15 protein-coding genes and 1 tRNA gene are annotated in these 18,033 nt (G+C 64.9%); 3 read left to right on the forward strand and 13 right to left on the reverse strand.

All coding sequences use genetic code 11. From position 1 onward, the window contains the following. Window positions 1-4: 4 nt before the first annotated feature. From ACYQML_RS20685 to ACYQML_RS20695, 3 genes are all read left to right on the forward strand, one after another. Entirely contained in the window at window positions 5-1,168 is a 1,164-nt protein-coding gene (locus ACYQML_RS20685) for a mandelate racemase/muconate lactonizing enzyme family protein (RefSeq protein WP_461233901.1), read from the forward strand. 386 nt (window positions 1,169-1,554) lie between these two features. Next, window positions 1,555-2,529, forward strand: a complete 975-nt coding sequence (locus ACYQML_RS20690; protein ID WP_461233902.1) for a 2-hydroxyacid dehydrogenase — start codon at window positions 1,555-1,557, stop codon at window positions 2,527-2,529. Between the two features lie 31 nt (window positions 2,530-2,560). Next, the gene (locus tag ACYQML_RS20695; protein WP_461233904.1) at window positions 2,561-3,634 is read left to right on the forward strand and encodes a tartrate dehydrogenase; all 1,074 of its coding nucleotides are present in this window, start codon (window positions 2,561-2,563) and stop codon (window positions 3,632-3,634) included. Window positions 3,635-4,113: 479 nt separating this feature from the next. Here the strand turns inward: ACYQML_RS20695 and ACYQML_RS20700 are convergent. From ACYQML_RS20700 to xseA, 13 genes are all read right to left on the reverse strand, one after another. After that, window positions 4,114-4,190, reverse strand: a tRNA-Met gene (locus tag ACYQML_RS20700). 116 nt (window positions 4,191-4,306) lie between these two features. Further along, window positions 4,307-5,548 (reverse strand): tryptophan synthase subunit beta, encoded by a 1,242-nt coding sequence (trpB, locus tag ACYQML_RS20705; protein ID WP_056433223.1) that lies wholly within the window; start codon window positions 5,546-5,548, stop codon window positions 4,307-4,309. Between the two features lie 136 nt (window positions 5,549-5,684). Beyond that, window positions 5,685-6,329, reverse strand: coding sequence for a phosphoribosylanthranilate isomerase (locus ACYQML_RS20710; protein ID WP_056433227.1), 645 nt, complete (start codon window positions 6,327-6,329; stop codon window positions 5,685-5,687). A gap of 15 nt (window positions 6,330-6,344) precedes the next feature. Then, the gene (locus ACYQML_RS20715; protein WP_419953817.1) at window positions 6,345-6,716 is read right to left on the reverse strand and encodes a LapA family protein; all 372 of its coding nucleotides are present in this window, start codon (window positions 6,714-6,716) and stop codon (window positions 6,345-6,347) included. Window positions 6,717-6,755: 39 nt separating this feature from the next. Beyond that, the gene (locus tag ACYQML_RS20720) at window positions 6,756-7,076 is read right to left on the reverse strand and encodes an integration host factor subunit beta (protein ID WP_056433233.1); all 321 of its coding nucleotides are present in this window, start codon (window positions 7,074-7,076) and stop codon (window positions 6,756-6,758) included. Window positions 7,077-7,154: 78 nt separating this feature from the next. Further along, a complete protein-coding gene (gene sppA / locus ACYQML_RS20725) occupies window positions 7,155-8,135 on the reverse strand; it encodes a signal peptide peptidase SppA (RefSeq protein ID WP_056433234.1) in 981 nt (326 codons plus the stop codon). 433 nt (window positions 8,136-8,568) lie between these two features. Beyond that, the gene (gene mqo / locus ACYQML_RS20730) at window positions 8,569-10,299 is read right to left on the reverse strand and encodes a malate dehydrogenase (quinone) (RefSeq protein WP_461233905.1); all 1,731 of its coding nucleotides are present in this window, start codon (window positions 10,297-10,299) and stop codon (window positions 8,569-8,571) included. A gap of 696 nt (window positions 10,300-10,995) precedes the next feature. After that, window positions 10,996-12,726 (reverse strand): 30S ribosomal protein S1, encoded by a 1,731-nt coding sequence (rpsA, locus tag ACYQML_RS20735; RefSeq protein ID WP_056433243.1) that lies wholly within the window; start codon window positions 12,724-12,726, stop codon window positions 10,996-10,998. Between the two features lie 283 nt (window positions 12,727-13,009). Further along, window positions 13,010-13,423, reverse strand: coding sequence for a hypothetical protein (locus ACYQML_RS20740; protein ID WP_461233906.1), 414 nt, complete (start codon window positions 13,421-13,423; stop codon window positions 13,010-13,012). Window positions 13,424-13,744: 321 nt separating this feature from the next. Continuing rightward, on the reverse strand, window positions 13,745-14,455 hold the full coding sequence (locus tag ACYQML_RS20745; RefSeq protein WP_056433259.1) for a DUF1013 domain-containing protein: 711 nt from the start codon (window positions 14,453-14,455) through the stop codon (window positions 13,745-13,747). A 269-nt stretch (window positions 14,456-14,724) separates the two neighbouring features. After that, the gene (locus ACYQML_RS20750; protein ID WP_019903469.1) at window positions 14,725-15,669 is read right to left on the reverse strand and encodes a ribose-phosphate pyrophosphokinase; all 945 of its coding nucleotides are present in this window, start codon (window positions 15,667-15,669) and stop codon (window positions 14,725-14,727) included. A gap of 125 nt (window positions 15,670-15,794) precedes the next feature. Beyond that, window positions 15,795-16,022, reverse strand: a complete 228-nt coding sequence (locus ACYQML_RS20755) for a DUF4170 domain-containing protein (protein ID WP_056433705.1) — start codon at window positions 16,020-16,022, stop codon at window positions 15,795-15,797. A gap of 271 nt (window positions 16,023-16,293) precedes the next feature. After that, a complete protein-coding gene (gene xseA, locus ACYQML_RS20760; protein WP_056433262.1) occupies window positions 16,294-17,919 on the reverse strand; it encodes an exodeoxyribonuclease VII large subunit in 1,626 nt (541 codons plus the stop codon). Between the last annotated feature and the right edge of the window lie 114 nt (window positions 17,920-18,033).

The raw sequence follows: 18,033 nt of genomic DNA on the forward strand, positions 1-18,033 counted from the left end.
CACCATGCGTATCGTCGACGTCTGCGAGATCACCAAGCCGATCTCCTCGCCCATCCGCAACGCCTATATCGACTTCTCGAAGATGACCGCCAGCCTCGTGGCCGTGGTCACGGACGTGGAGCGCGACGGCCGCCGGGTGGTGGGATACGGCTTCAATTCCAACGGCCGCTACGGCCAGGGCGGCCTGATCCGCGAGCGCTTCAAGAACCGCATCCTCGAGGCCGAGCCCGCGAGCGTGCTCAACGAGGCCGGTGACAATCTCGACCCGCACAAGCTCTGGGCGGCGATGATGACCAACGAGAAGCCCGGCGGCCACGGCGAGCGCTCGGTGGCGGTGGGCACCCTCGACATGGCGATCTGGGACGCCACCGCCAAGATCGCCGGCAAGCCGCTGTTCCGGATGCTCGCCGAGCAGAAGGGCGTCGAGGCCAATCCGCGCGTCTTCGTCTACGCGGCCGGCGGCTATTACTATCCCGGCAAGGACGACACCCAGCTGCGTGACGAGATGCGCGGCTACCTCGACCGTGGCTACAACGTCGTGAAGATGAAGATCGGCGGCGTGCCGATCGAGGAGGACCAGCGCCGCATCGAGGCCGTGCTGAAGGAGATCGGCTCGCAGGCGCAGCTCGCCGTCGACGTGAACGGCCGCTTCAACCTCGAACAGGGCATCGCCTACGCCAAGATGCTGCGCCAGTATCCGCTGTTCTGGTACGAGGAGATCGGCGATCCCCTCGACTACGCCCTGCAGGCCGCGATCTCCGAGTTCTATCCCGGCCCGATGGCGACCGGCGAGAACCTGTTCTCGCACCAGGATGCCCGCAACCTCCTGCGCTACGGCGGCATGCGGCCCGACCGCGACTACCTGCAGTTCGACTGCGCCCTGTCCTACGGACTCGTCGAGTACCTGCGCACCCTCGACGTGCTGGAGCAGTTCGGCTGGTCGCCCAAACGCTGCATCCCGCATGGCGGTCACCAGATGTCGCTCAACATTGCGGCCGGCCTCGGGCTGGGTGGCAACGAGAGCTACCCGGACCTGTTCCAGCCCTATGGCGGCTTCCCGGACGGGGTGAAGGTCGAGGACGGCCACATCGTCATGCCGGAGCTTCCCGGCATCGGCTTCGAGGGCAAGTCGGACCTGATCAAGGTCATGCGCGAACTCGCCGAGTAAGCGGCGACCGATCCGTGCGGGGCGCGATCCGGCCCCGCACGGCTTCCACCGCCGTCGCCCGGCTCCGGGCGGCGGCCGTCTCCCGGGAATCGACGTGCCGAGGAAATCCGTACGATGCGACCGCTCAGTGATGAGGAGCGAGCCGTTCTGTCCGCTTTGACCGAAGATTTCGTCAGCGCCACGGTTGTCAAGGTCAGGTCCGGCCTTCCGCGCGGCCAGAGGAACGAGACAGTCCTCGCGGCCTGTATGGGATTGGCGCAACGCGGTCTTGCCGAGCGGGTCGGCTCCGGGTTGCGGTCCACCCTCCGTTGGCGGAAAGCACAAGGTGGCTTCGCTCCGGAGCGGGAGCGCCACCTCCACGCAACACGCAACTGCGAAGAGGCCCCATGACAGCGCATGCGAAGGCGGAGATCCTGCTGCTGAAGGCGATCCTTCCCGATACGATCCGGGCCCTCGAGGAGCGCTTCGTCCTCCACCGCCTCGATCGGGCCACCGATCGGGACGCGTTCCTGGCGGAGGTCGGCCCGGCCATCCGCGGCGTGGTGGTGGGAGGACAGGCGCCGGCGGGAGCCGATCTCTTCGCGCGCCTCCCCGCCCTGGAGATCGTCGCCAATTTCGGTGTCGGCTACGACACGATCGACGTCGCGGCTGCCAAGGACCGGGGCGCCGTCGTCACCAACACCCCGGACGTGCTCACCGAGGAGGTCGCCGACCTCGCCCTCGGCCTGCTCCTCGCCACCGTCCGCCGCCTCCCACAGGCCGACCGCTATCTCCGCTCGGGCGCCTGGCCGAAAGCCCCGTTTCCGCTCTCGCCCTCCCTGCGCGGGCGCCGCATCGGCATCCTCGGCCTCGGGCGGATCGGGCATGCCATCGCCACGCGCCTCGATGGATTCGGCTGCGCCATCGCCTATCACGGCCGCCGCCGGCAACCCGAGGTGGCCTATGACTACCACCCGAGCGCGGTCGAGCTGGCGCGGGCCTGCGACGTCCTCGTGGTCGTCGCGCCCGGCGGCGGAGCCGGACCCCTCGTCACCGCGGAGGTGCTGGGCGCACTCCGCCCCGACGGTATCCTCATCAACGTGGCGCGCGGCAGCCTCGTCGACGAGGACGCCCTGATCGCGGCCCTGCAGCAGGGCGCGATCCACTCGGCCGGCCTCGACGTGTTCGCGGACGAACCCCGGGTTCCCGACGCCCTCATTGCCTTGGACAACGTCGTCCTGCTGCCGCATGTGGGCTCGGCCACCCACCATACCCGCCGTGCCATGGGCAACCTCCTCGTGGACAACCTCGTTTCCTGGTTCGAGGGTCGGGGGCCGGTGACCCCCGTCGCCGAGACGCCCTGGCCGCCGAGCGCCGCCTGATCCCCAAACCCATCCGCGGAGCGCCATTCCCATGACATCACGCCACTATCGCATCGCCGTCATTCCGGGCGACGGGATCGGCAAGGAGGTCGTGCCGGAGGGCGTGCGCGTCCTCGAGAAGGCGGCCAAGCGCCACGGCTTCAGCCTCGAGTTCGACTGGTTCGACTTCGCGAGCTGCGATTATTACGAGCGGCACAACCGGATGATGCCGGAGGACTGGAAGACGCAGATCGGCGGTCACGACGCGATCTTCTTCGGCGCGGTCGGCATGCCGGACAGGGTGCCCGATCACGTCTCGCTCTGGGGCTCGCTGATCCTGTTCCGGCGGGAATTCGACCAATACGCCAACCTTCGCCCGGTGCGCCTGATGCCGGGCGTGAAGAGCCCGCTCGCCGACCGCAAGCCCGGCGACATCGATTTCTGGGTGGTCCGCGAGAACACGGAGGGCGAATACTCGAATGCGGGCGGGCGCATGTTCGCCGGCACGGACCGCGAATTCGCCCTGCAGGAGACGATCATGACGCGCCACGGCGTCGACCGCATCCTGAAATTCGCCTTCGAGCTGGCCCAGAGCCGCCCGAAGAAGCACCTGACCTCGGCCACCAAGTCCAACGGCATCTCGATCACGATGCCCTATTGGGACGAGCGGGTGAAGGAGATGGCCAAGGCCTACCCGGACGTGGCCTGGGACCAGTACCATATCGACATTCTGACGGCCCATTTCGTGCTGAACCCGGACCGGTTCGACGTGGTTGTCGCCTCGAACCTGTTCGGCGACATCCTCTCCGACCTCGGACCCGCCTGCACGGGCACGATCGGCATCGCGCCCTCCGGCAACATCAACCCGGAGCGGCTCTTCCCCTCGGTGTTCGAGCCGGTGCACGGCTCGGCCCCCGACATCGCCGGCCAGGGCATCGCCAACCCCATCGGCCAGATCTGGTCCGGCTCGATGATGCTGGAGCATCTCGGCGAGCCCGAGGCCGCCCGGGAGATCGTCACAGGTATCGAGCGCATCCTCTCCGAGCGGACCCTGCGCACCCGCGATCTCGGCGGCAACGCCGATACCGAAGCCTGCGGCAGGGCGGTGGAAGAAGCCCTCGGATAAGGGCATCCGGCTGGAACGGCAGGACGCGGCCACCGACGCCGAAGGCCGCATACTCGATCAGACCGGCGTCGGACCTTCCGGCGCCGGTACTTTCGTCGTCCGCTCCCGGCAAACAGCCGGTTGAAGTCCACCTGTGACTTCCATTCGGGGCGACGACCGAGCGTCCGGTTCCCGCGATCAAGATCAATCTACACTAAGGTCGACATAGCCCTCCGTACCGAACGAGGTCGTGGCCTCCCGATTGCGCCGATGAGTGGCGAGTGGGGACGAAGCGCCATTGGATCATCGCTGAGGAGCATCGCGAGCGAGACTGAGGATACCAGGCAGGGGCCACGCAAAAACCGCCCATCGATGCCGTCAGGTGGACACCACGTCCCGATTGTTCGCGCTGTCCGGCAGATCCCTCTCAGAGAACCAAAAAGCCCCGGACCAGGGGTCCAGGGCTCACAGGCTAGGTCGATCTAACGACTAGGAATGATTGGTAGCGAGGGAGAGATTTGAACTCCCGACACAAGGATTATGATTCCTCTGCTCTAACCAACTGAGCTACCCCGCCACAACAAAGGAACCCGCGCGGTGCAGGCGCCCCTGAAGAGATCGGCGGTATAAAGAAATCCGCCTTCGGGTGTCAACGGGGAGTTTGCCACTTGCGAGCTCCCCGTTGCGGTTTTCTCAGAGGCGGGTTCCCAGGATTTCGGCCACCTGCGGGATGTCCTTGTCGCCACGGCCCGAGAGATTGAGCACCATCAGGTGTTCGGCCGGCTTCGTCGGCGCGATTTCGAACACCTTGGCGAGGGCGTGAGCCGGCTCCAGGGCCGGGATGATGCCCTCCAGCATCGAGCACAGCTTGAACGCTTCCAGCGTCTCGGAATCCGTCGCCGAGAGGTAGGTGACGCGCTTGGCCTCGTGCAGCCAAGCGTGTTCGGGGCCGATGCCGGGATAATCGAGGCCGGCGGAGATCGAGTGGGCGTCGGCGATCTGGCCGTCCTCGTTCTGAAGAAGGTAGGTTCGGTTGCCATGGAGCACTCCCGGCTTCCCGCCGGAGAGGGAGGCGGCGTGCAGGCCCGACGAGATGCCGTGGCCGGCGGCCTCGACGCCGTAGATCTCCACCTCGCGGTCGTCGAGGAACGGGTGGAACAACCCCATGGCGTTGGAGCCGCCGCCGATACAGGCGATGAGCGAGTCGGGCAGTCGCCCTTCCATCTCCAGCATCTGCTCCTTCGTCTCCCGGCCAATGATCGATTGGAAATCGCGCACCATCGCCGGATAGGGATGCGGGCCGGCCACCGTGCCGATGCAGTAGAACGTATCTGCGACGTTAGTGACCCAGTCGCGCAACGCCTCGTTCATGGCGTCCTTGAGGGTCTTGGTGCCGGATTCCACCGGGATCACCTCGGCGCCGAGCATCTTCATGCGGAAGACGTTGGGCGCTTGGCGCGCTACGTCGACGGCGCCCATGTAGACGACGCATTTCAAGCCGAACCGGGCGCAGAGGGTGGCGGTGGCGACCCCGTGCTGCCCGGCGCCCGTCTCGGCGATGATCCGGGGCTTGCCCATGCGGCGGGCCAGCATGATCTGACCGAGCACGTTGTTCACCTTGTGCGAACCGGTATGGTTCAACTCCTCGCGCTTGAAGAAGACCTTGGCTCCGTGACCCGGGGCCGATGCCGCGCGCAGGTGCTCGGTCAGGCGCTCGGCATAGTAGAGCGGGCTCGGACGGCCGACATAATGGGTCAGATGGCCGTTCATCTCCTGCTGGAAGGACGGATCTGCCTTCGCTTCCGTATAGGCCTTCTCGAGATCGAGGATGAGCGGCATCAGCGTCTCGGCGACGAAGCGTCCGCCAAAGATGCCGAAGCGGCCGCGCTCGTCCGGTCCGTTGCGGAACGAGTTCGGAGAGGGGGCGATGGTCAAGGTCAGTCGTCCTTCACGTCGTCGGCTGGCGGATCGCCGCCGGGCCTGTGCGTTCGGTATGGGGTTGCGCCAATGCCTAGACCCGTGCGGGGGGCGGCTACAATGCGGCGAACGCGTCGATTTGTGAAATCGGACGCTATTCGCCAGTCCGAACCGCCGCAATGAAGGCTCCGATGCGCTCGGAACTCTTTTCTCCCGGCCGGGTCTCGACCCCCGAAGAGACGTCGACAGCGCGAAGGCCCGTCCGGCGGAGGGCCTCGGCAACATTGCCGGGAGCGAGGCCGCCGGACAGCATCGTCCCCGCCGGCAGGTCCAGCCCCGCGAGGATGTCCCAATCAAAGGCAATGCCGTTGCCGCCCGGCAGGGCCGCGTCGGGCGGAGGCTTCGCGTCGAGGAGAATGCGGTCGGCCGCTTCATAGGCGGAGAGAACGTCGAGATCCGAACGCGTCGAGACGCCGAGCGCCTTCATCACGGGGCGATTGCTGTGGGCACGGATGGCCGCGACCCGCTCCGGGGTCTCATGGCCGTGGAGTTGGATCCAATCCGGATCGACGGCCCTCAGGGCCGCATCGATCAGAGCATCGTCGGGATCGACGAGAAGGATGACCCGCTCCGCCCTGCCCTTCGCCTGTTCCGACAGCCGACCCGCCGTCTCGAAGTCGACATGACGCGGGCTCTTCGCGAAATGCACGAGGCCGACAAGGTCAGCCCCCGCCAAGAGCGCTGCGTCGAGGGCCGCGGGGGTACTGAGCCCGCAGATCTTGACGCGGATCGACGACATGGCTGCGCTTGGCCTCTAGCGCGGGGCGGGGAGCGCGACGTGGCCGTCCTGGCCGGGATAACGCTCGGCCGGCGTGGGCTCGCTGGCCGCGACGCGGGATTTCAGACGCTCGGTCTCGCCCTCCAGGCGACGGATCTCGCGGCGGCGGGCGGCGCTCGTACGCCGGGTGCCGGACTGGCCGAGCCAGGTGCCGATACCGCCGCAGAGGATGCCGATGGCGACGGAGGCGAAGATCAGGACGTAGAGCGGCAATGGCAGGCTGAAGGCCGGCGTGTCCGCCGTGAACGGATCGAAGGACAGGCGGACGACCTCCCGGTTCGCCACGGCCAGGGCCACGACCACGATCGCGACGGGAAGCAGCACCAAACCCTTGAAGAAGCGGATCATCGAGACACTCCGGTCGGTAGGACGAGGCTTTGCATGGGCTCAGGATTCCTCATTCTCGGAGGGCTCCTCTGCGCCGATGCCGGCCTCGTTAAGTCGCTGGCGCATCTCCTTGCCCGTCTTGAACACGGGGATGGCCTTCTCGGAGACGGCAACGGGCTCACCGGTGCGCGGGTTGCGCCCGCGGCGCGCATCACGACGCTTGACCGAGAAAGCACCGAAGCCGCGCAACTCGACCCGGTCGCCGCGCGACAAGGCTTCCGCGATCGTGTCGAGGATCGCCTTCACGAGGGTTTCCACGTCACGCTGGTAGAGATGCGGGTTCTGCTCTGCGATCCTGAGCACGAGCTCCGACTTGATCATGCGGCGGTCTTCCCTGACTTCATGCGGTTCCGGCACCCCTGCGGACGTGATCCAGGCAGGCGTGATTCGGCGTCGCCCTCAAGGCGCATCGGTTGAGGCCGGACGCCAGAGAGCCAGCATTCCCCCTTGCGCGATGCTCGCCGTCTCGTCGCCGACCTGACGGAGGCGCGTCGCAAGACCGCCCATGCCAAGGAGATCGGCGCCCGTGCCGAGAGCCGACCAGAGTTTGAAGTCGCTCTCGGATTTAGGCTTCCAATCACGGATGGGCAGGCCCTTGGCGACGTTGCGCTCCGCCTCGAGCCAAGTCACCGCCTGACGTTCGCCGCCAACGCTATCCACCAGCTTCAACGGAACGCTCTGACGGCCGCTGAAGACGCGCCCGTCGGAAACGGTCGCCAGTTCCTTCTCGGAGAGTTTGCGCCGCTCGGAGACGAGGCCTTTGAACCAGGCGTAGGTGTCGCCCACAACGGAGGCCAGGGCGGCCCGTGCCTCGGGCGAGGTCGGGGTGAAGCCGGATGGCTCGGCCTTCAGGGGCGACGACTTCACCGACTCGACCTTGACGCCGACCTTGTCGAGCAGCCCGGACAGATCGGGATATTGGAACAGCACGCCGATGGATCCGACCAGGGCGGTTTCCCGAGCGACGATATGATCGGCCGCGATGGCGGCGATATAGGCGCCAGAGGCCGCCGTGCCATCGACGAAGGCGACCATCGGCTTCTTCTCGGACAGCGAGCGCAGGTTGCGGTAGAGTTCCTCAGAGCCGGTGGTTGTGCCGCCCGGCGAGGAGATCGAGACGATGACGCCCTGCACCGCGCTGGCATCGCGGACGCGCTCGATCAGCTTCGTCGTCGATTCGCTGCCGGCGATGAAGCCACCGATGGAAATTCGCGCGATCTGTGGTTTCACGGCTGGGAAACCGAACCCGTCATTGCCCCGGACACGGTAGCCCACCGCACCGACGGCGACGATCAACCCGCCGATTCCCACGACGCGCCAGAGGGAGAGCTTGCGGCGCAGGCGCCGACGATCGATCAGAAGTTCGGCGTCTGCAGCCATGCGATCGTCCCGTTCCCTTAACGTTTCCGCCCGTTTCGGCCGGTTCTTTGCTCATGGGCAAGGAGGCGTGCAGCCATAGTGCACCCCTCCGCCCGTCAAGACTTGTTTCACACCCGCCGGTGGTTTGCACCAAACCTTTGGGAGCTCACACGTCCTTCCGCCGGAAGGTCGCCGAAGCCCGGGGGGACGCGAAAGCAGGGCCGTGTTCTAGCGCTCCCTTCTGCGGACCGGCAAGAGCACTCGTTGGCTGGACGCGCGGCGTCAGGACACTGCCTCAAGGGATACGGGGCCCGATGGGTGGTTTAGGATTGGTCGAAGCCGAGGCGTCGTGCCGGCGCGGCGACGGGTTTTCGCTTCGATCGTTCAACCCAAGCAAAATCCTCCGATGGCGAACGGGCGACATCGGAGGATTTCAGCGCTTGGCTTCGCTCGTTCAGGGAGCGAGGTCGTGGACCGGCTTCGTCGTGGTGGTAGGGTTGCTGTTGAGGACGGTGTTGCTGACCGGCGTCTGCTTCAGTGCCTCGACGTCGATCGGCGGAGGAGACGGCAGCTGCAACTGCTCGCTCGTATAGGCCCAGGCCTGCGCGACCCGTTCCGGATCGTCGTTCAGCTTCAATCCGTAGCTCGGGACGATCTGCCGAAGCTTCGACTGCCATTCAGGGGACGAAACCTTCGAGGCGAACACCTTCTCCAGCACCTTCAGCATGATCGGAGCGGCCGTGGACGCGCCCGGGGAGGCGCCGAGCAGCGCCGCGATGCTGCCGTCCTTCGCGCTGACGATCTCCGTGCCGAGTTTCAGAACGCCACCCTTGTCCTTGTCGCGCTTGATGATCTGCACGCGCTGGCCCGCCTGCCACAGGCGCCATTCTTCCTTCTTGGCCTTGGGGAAATACTCACGCAGGGCGGCGATGCGGTCATCGTCCGAGAGCATCAGCTGACCGGCCAGATACTCCACCAACGGATATTCATCCACGCCCACGCGAACCATCGGCCAGACGTTGCTGGTGGTCGTCGAGGACAGGAGGTCGAAATAGGAGCCCTCCTTCAGGAACTTGGTGGAGAATGTCGCAAAGGGACCGAATAGCAGGACGCGCTTGCCGTCGAGGACGCGCGTGTCCAGATGCGGAACTGACATCGGCGGCGAGCCGACCGAGGCCTTGCCGTAGGCCTTCGCCAGATGCTGCGTCGTCACATCCGGATTCTCATTGACGAGGAACGAGCCGCCGACGGGGAAGCCCGCGTAATCCTCGCCTTCCGGAATGCCGGATTTCTGCAGGAGATGCAGGGATCCGCCGCCAGCGCCGATGAAGACGAACTTGGCGTCGATACTCTGCTCGGACCCGTCCTTGAGGTTCCGAGAGACCACGCGCCAGGAGCCGTCGGGGTTCTTGTCGATGGTCCGGACCTCGGACGAGGCCTGCAGGTCGAAATTCGGCTGGCTCTGCAGATGCGCGACGAACTGGCGGGTGATCTCGCCGAACTCCACGTCGGTGCCCAAAGAGGTCCAGGTGGCTGCGATCTTCTGCTTGGGATCGCGGCCCTCCATCATCAGGGGAACCCATTTCCGGATCTGCTCGGGATCGGTCGAATAATCCATGCCGGCGAAGAGGGGGCTCGCCTTGAGCGCTGCATGACGCTTCTTGAGAAACGTGATGTTCTCGTCGCCCCACACGAAGCTCATATGCGGGGTGTAGTTGATGAAGGAGCGCGGGTTCTTCAGGACGCCGTTGCGAACCTGCCACGCCAGGAACTGGCGGGTGACCTGGAAGGCCTCGTTGATCTCGACGGCCTTGGCGATCTCAATCTGCCCATCTTTCTTCTCGGGCGTGTAGTTGAGCTCAGCGAGGGCGGAATGACCTGTGCCGGCGTTGTTCCAGCCGTTGGAGCTCTCCTTCGCCACGCCATCGAGACGCTCGATCATCTGGATCGACCAGTTGGGTTCGAGTTCGCGCAGCCAGACGCCGAGGGTGGCGCTCATGATGCCGCCGCCGATCAGAAGGACATCAACCTTCTTTGCCGGAGGGGCAGCGAGGACCAGGGAGCCGGGCATTGCCACAGCCGCCATTCCGGTCAGGGCCGTGCCAAGAATCTGCCTGCGGTTCAGGGCAGGCGTGGTGGAGGAAGCGCCGTTGGACGGGCTCGTATCGTTATTATCGGCGCTCATCGCCATACCTCGTTCTGCAGAACACGTCCGGAGGACCCTCATCGGACGTCTGTCCGTCCAGGGCATCGGATCGAGAGGATCGGAGGAGCGCTTCTTCCCATGGGCATTCTTGCCCGGTGTGCTGGCTTGACCAGTCTGCCGGATCGATGCCTCGCTGACCCTGGTCGGTAAAGGGATCGGCGATAGTCTTCCAGCTATTATTTATCAGTCTCGTCGAACGTTTCGGTGTTCCGATTTTCTCTCTGGAACACTTATAGAACAGGCCTCGATGCGACGTCTTGAGATGGGGCTATGTGTCCAAGGCCCGAAGAGGTCCGCATCATGGCGAGCCGGCACGAGCTTATGGCCGACCACCGGCGATGAAACGTGAGTGCTGTTTTCAGCTGATTAAAGTGCGACCCGAATGTCATACGTGGCTGCCACTGCAGACGAGTGTCCGGCACCGGCTATGTCTCGAAAAGTGGCGTGTGCAGTTCGAGCCGTTTCTTCGGTCGCCCGGTTCCTAGCCGATGGGCCGGCGGTCAACAATCTGCAGGATGCCGCAATCCGTTCAAACGTCGCGTTTTGAAACCGTCCTGTGATGAGGTCTCGTACCGAGACACGAAAACGCCCGCGCGAGAGACGATCCCGCGCGGGCGTTCCGAGACATGGCGTCCAGCTCTAACGAACTGGACGCCATTCGTATCTGCGCGGGGCTTAGTCCTGCGCGTCGTCCTTGTCGTCGCTGGTGCGGGCCTTCTTGAAGGCAGCACCGAGGATCTCGCCGAGGGAGGCGCCGGAATCGGCGGAGCCGAACTGGGCCATGGCCTCCTTCTCCTCGGCCATTTCCAGGGCCTTGATCGAGAGCTGGACCCGACGCGCCTTGCGATCGAACTGGATCACGCGGGCATCGAACTTCTCGCCGGCGGCGAAACGCTCGGGACGCTGGTCGCCACGATCGCGGGCGAGTTCGGCCCGGCGGATGAAGGTGGAGAGGTCGGTGTCGACGATCTTAACTTCGACCCCCGAATCCTTCACTTCCACCACTTCGCAGGTCACGATCTGACCCTTCTTGAGTTCGCCGGCTTCCGTGAAGGGGTCGCCGCCGAGCTGCTTCACGCCGAGCGAGATGCGCTCCTTCTCGACATCGACGTCAAGAACCTGGGCGCGCAGCATGTCGCCCTTCTTGAACTCTTCGATGACCTGCTCGCCGGGGCGGTTCCAGTCGAGATCCGACAGGTGAACCATGCCGTCGACGTCGCCGTCGAGACCAATGAACAGACCGAACTCGGTCTTGTTCTTGACCTCGCCCTCGACCTCGGAGCCGACCGGATGCTGCTCGGCGAAGGCCTCCCAGGGGTTCTGGAGGGTCTGCTTGAGGCCGAGCGAGATGCGGCGCTTGACCGGATCGACCTCGAGGATCTGCACTTCCACTTCCTGCGAGGTGGAGACGATCTTGCCCGGATGGACGTTCTTCTTCGTCCAAGACATCTCGGAGACGTGGATCAGGCCTTCGATGCCCGGCTCCAGCTCCACGAAGGCGCCGTAATCGGTGATGTTGGTGACACGGCCCTTGAGCTTGGCGTCGACCGGGTAGCGCTGGGCGATACCCTCCCACGGATCGGCGAGCAGCTGCTTGATGCCGAGCGAGATGCGGTGGGTCTCGTGGTTGATCTTGATGATCTTGACCTTGACCGTCTGGCCGATGGTCACGACCTCGGACGGGTGATTCACACGACGCCATGCCATGTCGGTGACGTGGAGCAGGCCGTCGATGCCGCCGAGGTCGACGAACGCGCCGTACTCGGTGATGTTCTTGACGACGCCGTCGATGACCTGGCCTTCTTCAAGGTTGGCCACGAGCTCGGAGCGCTGCTCGGCGCGGCTCTCTTCGAGGACGGTGCGGCGCGACACGACGATGTTGCCGCGGCGACGATCCATCTTGAGGATCTGGAACGGCTGCGGGGTGCCGAGAAGGGGCGTGACGTCGCGCACGGGACGGATATCGACCTGCGAGCGCGGCAGGAAGGCCACGGCGCCATCGAGATCGACGGTGTAGCCGCCCTTGACCTGATTGAAGATCGCGCCCGTGACGCGCTCATTGGCCTCGAAGGCCTTCTCGAGCTTGACCCAGCTCTCCTCGCGGCGTGCCTTATCGCGCGAGATGACGGCCTCGCCGAGGGCGTTCTCGATGCGGTCGACATAGACCTCGACCTCGTCGCCGACGGCAAGTTCGCCTTCGCGGCCGGGGCCGTTGAATTCCTTGAGGGCGACACGGCCTTCCGTCTTGGCGCCGATGTCGATGACGGCCACGTCCTTTTCGATCGCGACGACGCGACCCTTGACGACGGACCCTTCGGTGATCTCGTGCTCGAGGAAGCTCTCCTCGAGGAGAGCCGCGAAGTCGTCGCGGCTCGGGCTACGCTGCAGGGCGTTACCAGCGGTCATTCTGTCTCCTGACAGGCCTCTCGTGCGAGGCCGGCGTCGGCGGTTCGTGTGACGGGGCACCCTCGGCGATCACCGCCCGCGGCCCCTGATGGGATCCGACAGGCTCACCCCCCGTAGGAGGGCCAACGCAATATGAAGCGATGGTCGAGGGCCATTCTCCAACGGGCCGGTGACGGGACGAGACGCCCGCGCGCAGTCGAATCCGATTGGAGGACGGCGCTCCCATACCTGATCTCGTGCGTTTCGGCAACATAACGCTTCGGATCGTTGGTGGGTGGGGCGATCAGGTGAGCATCCAGCGAGGCGTCTCGGCGTGGCGCAGCCAGATCGCCGAGGCGATCGAGAGTGCCTCGAGTGGAAGAACTACATCGCCCCGGCCCTTATCCCAGAGTTCGATGCCGGAAAATCCAACCTTGCGGATCGTAAGCCAAGCGCCGAACGGGAATGTCGCGTCGGTCCCCTCGCCAGGGCCGAAACATTCCTCGAAGGCGAGCGGATCAATCATCATCTGATCGTATTTCCGCAAATGCTCGGCCATCGAAACCTTGGATCGGAACAGGATGCGATCCCGGCTATACGACGAAAAACACGGCTCATATTCCGTCAGCGTCATCGAGAGCTTGCCGCCGATGCGTAAGTAGGGCGGGTTTGGCCCAGTCTCGTCGAAATTCAGAGGGCTCCAGCCCTCCTCGCTCATCAACGACTCCGCCAGGGTCACAGGCTCCGACGCTGCCATGCGCGAGACAACGTCCCCGGTCGCCGCGTCAGGGAGTGATCCTGTCGCCAGGATGTCCGGTCCGAATCCGTGGCTGCCCGGCTGGTGCTCCGCCACATCGTGTCCTGTCTCGCGAGAGGCCATTATCCGCCCCGAAAAAGTGTCCCCGTGGATCGAGGAAGATCAATATTACGCATTTTCTTTTGGTTGGCGATCATGCGGTGCACCAACACGAAGAAGGGCGCTGCAACAGCAGCGCCCTCGGGAAGATTCGATTGGGTTGTGGTGTCGTCGAGGTGACGATTATTCCTCGTCGTCATCCTCAGTGTTGCGCATGCCCTTGAGTTTGGCGAAGACCGAATCCGCGTTGAGCTTCTCGTCGCGTTCGTTGCGATGATGCTCGTCCGCCTCTTCGTAGCTGCCTGCGGTGGACACCTCTGTGGGCAACAGTGTCGCGCCGGCATCGGTCGGCAGAACGGCCGGTCGGTCCTTGGCGGCGCGCTGAACCTCGAAGTCGAGATCAATCTGCGTGCAGAGACCAAGGGTCACCGGGTCCATCGGCTGCAGCGAGCTCGAATTCCAGTGGGTGCGCTCACGGATCTGCTGGATCGTCGATTTGGTGGTGCCGACGAGGCGGATGACCTGCGCATCCTTCAACTCCGGGTGGTTGCGGAGCAGCCAGAGGATGGCGTTCGGCCGGTCCTGGCGCCGTGACAGAGGGGTGTAGCGCGGACCCTTGGTGGTGCGCTTGACCTCCGGCAACTTCACCTTCGAGACGGCAACCTTCAGCTTGTAATTAGGAGATTTCTGCGCTTTCTCGATCTCGTCGCGGGTAAGCTGACCCGTGGTGATCGGGTCGAGGCCTTTGATCCCGGCAGCGACTTCGCCGTCGGCAATACCCTTCACTTCGAGCGGGTGAAGCTTACAGAAATCGGCGATCTGCTCGAAGGCGAGCGAGGTATTCTCGACCAGCCAGACGGCGGTCGCCTTCGGCATTAGCGGACCTTGGGACATGCTCTGTGGCTCCGACGTTAGCGGGGAACGGGCGGCGCCGGGCATCGGTCCGCAGGCTCCGGATGAATCGATCCGGAAGTCCCGTCTCACGCTCTCAAAAGGGGATCAGCGTATATAGGCGGCGGCAGAAGAGCGCGCAATTGCCTTCGCGTCCGGTCATCGCCGAAGGAGGACCCGCGCGACGCGAGGTCCATGAGATTTTGGCGTCGAGCGCCGTAACTTGGGCAGCGGACGATGATCGATGCCGTATCGGCCAGGCATCAGGCCAATCAGACGAACAAGCTCGACACACTCGATTCTGTCGCGGTCCGACCGATGGCCTCGCCAAGCAGCGGCGCGATGGTGGCCACGCGAATATTGCGGGCGAGCTTGACCGCCTGTGTCGGCTGGATCGAATCGGTAATCACCAGCTCTTTCATCCGCGAAGCCGCGATGCGGGAGACGGCGCCGCCCGAGAGCACCCCGTGGGTGATGTAGGCTGACACATCCTTGGCGCCGGCGTTCAGCAGGGCTTCTGCGGCGTTCACGAGCGTACCGCCGGAATCGACGATGTCGTCGACGAGGATGCACGAACGGCCCTCGACCTCGCCGATGATGTTCATCACTTCCGATTCACCGGGGCGCTCGCGGCGTTTGTCGACAATGGCCAGTGTCGCGTCGATGCGCTTGGCGATGGCGCGGGCGCGGACCACACCACCGACATCGGGCGAGACCACCATCCATTCCTTCGGGTCGAGACGCTCCTTGATGTCGCGCACGATCACCGGCGCGGCGAAGAGATTGTCGGTGGGAATGTCGAAGAAGCCTTGGATCTGGCCTGCATGGAGGTCCAGTGTCATCACGCGGTCGGCGCCGGCTTCGGTGATGAGGTTGGCGACAAGCTTAGCCGAAATCGGCGTGCGGCCGGAGGTGCGACGGTCCTGTCGGGCATAGCCGAAATAGGGGATCACCGCCGTGATGCGCCGCGCCGAGGAGCGCCGCGCCGCATCGATCATGATGAGCAGCTCCATCAAGTGGTCATTGGCGGGGAACGAGGTCGATTGAACGATGAAGACGTCCTCGCCGCGGACATTCTCCTGAAGCTCGACGAAGATTTCCATGTCCGCAAAGCGACGGACCATGCATTTGGCCAGGGGAAGCTCGAGATAGGCGGAGATCGCCTCCGCAAGCGGACGGCTGGCATTTCCAGCGATGATCTTGATCGAGGACTTCATGCCGCCGTCTTCATCTCACATTTTCCAGCCGCGCCAGATACCGGCCCATCGGCGCGGCACCCATTACAACCCCCGCCCCGGCGTCACAATGCCTTCACTTATGATTGGGGGATGCCCTGCACAGATCATGGCTCCAGCAGGCGATGGAGATGGACGATGAAATAGCGCGTCTGAGCGCTGTCGACGGTGGCCTGTGCCTTCGATTTCCAGGCGCTCTGCGCGGAGGCATAGTCCGGAAAGATTCCGACGATGTCGAGCCCCTTCACGTCACGGAAGTTGACTCCGTCGAGGTTCTCGAGCTCGCCGCCGAAGACGAGGTGTAGCTTCTGTCCGCTGTCGATCGTGGTGGTCATCGTCTCTCCTTGGCAAGCCTGCGCAGGGCCGATACCGGCGGTGTTGAGGTCGTGTTTCGACGCGCCGCCATGCATTTCAACCGTTTCTCAGGAAAATCCCTCCGTTGGCGGCTTTGCTCCCCAGCGGCGAGACTTCAGCGGATGCCTTTAGCGGTGTTCTCGACGGCTTGCGAGCCACGGCGGGCCAAGACGCATCGCTCGCGCCAAGGTTCACGGCCATGCCATGCGTCTGCGGCGGGACTTGCTCGACAGGACCCACGGCGTGATCGGGTCACAGCTCGAACAGGGATTGCTGCGGTGGTGTTTCCACCGTTTTCCGCGACTGTCGCTTGCGCTTCGGAGGCTCTGCTCCTCCCGGCGTCGGAGCATCCGAAGCCTCCGTCCGGGCGAGAAGCGTGCCGTCGGCGAATTCGAGGCTCAGGCGCTGCCCCTGCATCGCCGATGCGGCGGCGCGGATCGGCGCTCCCTCCTCGTCGCGCACGAGGGCAAAACCTCGCGCAAGAACCGCGCGATAGCTCAACGACCCGAGGAGCGATGCGAAACTTGCGAGCCGGTCGGCTCGCCGCTCGAGCAGGCGACGGGCTGCCTGTCCCAGGCGAGCGTCGAGTGCGCCGAGCCGCTCCTGTCGGCGAACCGCCTCCGACCGAGCACGCACGAGGGTTTGCTCACGGGCGACCACGAGGCGGCGGCCGAGATAGGCTAGGGCCTCTCCTTTGCGCGCCGCGTAGTTCCGCAGGGCTGAATGGGGACGATCGGCCACCAGGGCGAGCCGAACACGCGCCTGGGTCAGGCGCAATTCCGGCGGATGACGCCCGAGCCTGTCGAGCAGGCGGCCGAAACGAACCCGGTAATCGCGCGCATTGCCAGCGAGCGCCGGCATGAGCCGGGCCTCGGCAAGGTCGAGGCGTTGGCGTTTTGCCGACAGGAACGCATCCGCGCCCGGCATGGCGCGGAGAAGCGCGCGCAGGTCTGAACCCTCACGGTCGAGCCTGCGCTGGACGGCTTCGCGTTGACGATGACCAAGGTCGCGGATCTCGGCGACGAGATCAGCGCGCACGGGAACGGCCATCTCGGCGGCTCCGGTGGGAGTCGGTGCACGTCGGTCCGAGACGAAATCGATGAGGGTGGTGTCGGTCTCGTGGCCTACCGCCGAGATCAGGGGAATGGCGCTTTCCGCGGCGGCACGGACCACGATTTCCTCATTGAACGGCCAGAGATCTTCGATCGAGCCGCCACCTCTGGCGACGATGAGCACGTCCGGCCGTGGGATGGCGCCGTTCGGGAGAAGCGCATTGAAGCCGCGGATGGCGGTCGCGATTTCCTCGGCCGCGCCCTCCCCCTGGACGCGTACGGGCCAGACGAGGACCGGCCTCCGAAAGCGGTCTTCCAGCCGGTGAAGGATGTCCCGAATGACGGCACCGGTGGGAGAGGTCACGACCCCGACGACCCGGGGTAGGTAGGGAATCGCGCGCTTGCGCTCGGCCGCGAACAGCCCCTCCGCCGAGAGGACACGCTTGCGCTCCTCCAGCAAGGCCATCCAGGCGCCGATCCCCGCCGGCTCGAGGGTCTCGACGACGATCTGGTAGGAGGACTTACCGGCGAAGGTGGTGATACGGCCGGTGGCGACCACCTCCAAGCCTTCCTGCGGCCGTTGGCGCAGGCGGTTGAAAGTCCCCTTCCACACCACCGCGTCGATCCTCGCGGTCCCGTCCTTCAACGAGAAATAGGCGTGGCCCGAGCCATGCTGGCCGCGATAGCCGGAAATCTCGCCGCGTAGCCGGACATGACCGAACGCGTCCTCCAGCGTTCGCTTCAGGGCCGAGGCGAGATCCCCAACCGACCATTCGGGAGCATTGGAGATCGGCGGAGACGTTGATGGAGGAGGAACTAGGGCCATGTCGCGGCGGACGCTAGGCTCGGGACGGACACGGGTAAACCCCGGAGCGAGCAGGCAGCGTCAGAAGATCAGGGCCAGGAGTAGGATGCCCGACAGGACCGGTGCGACACCAAT

This window comes from Methylobacterium sp. CM6244 (genome assembly GCF_054817885.1).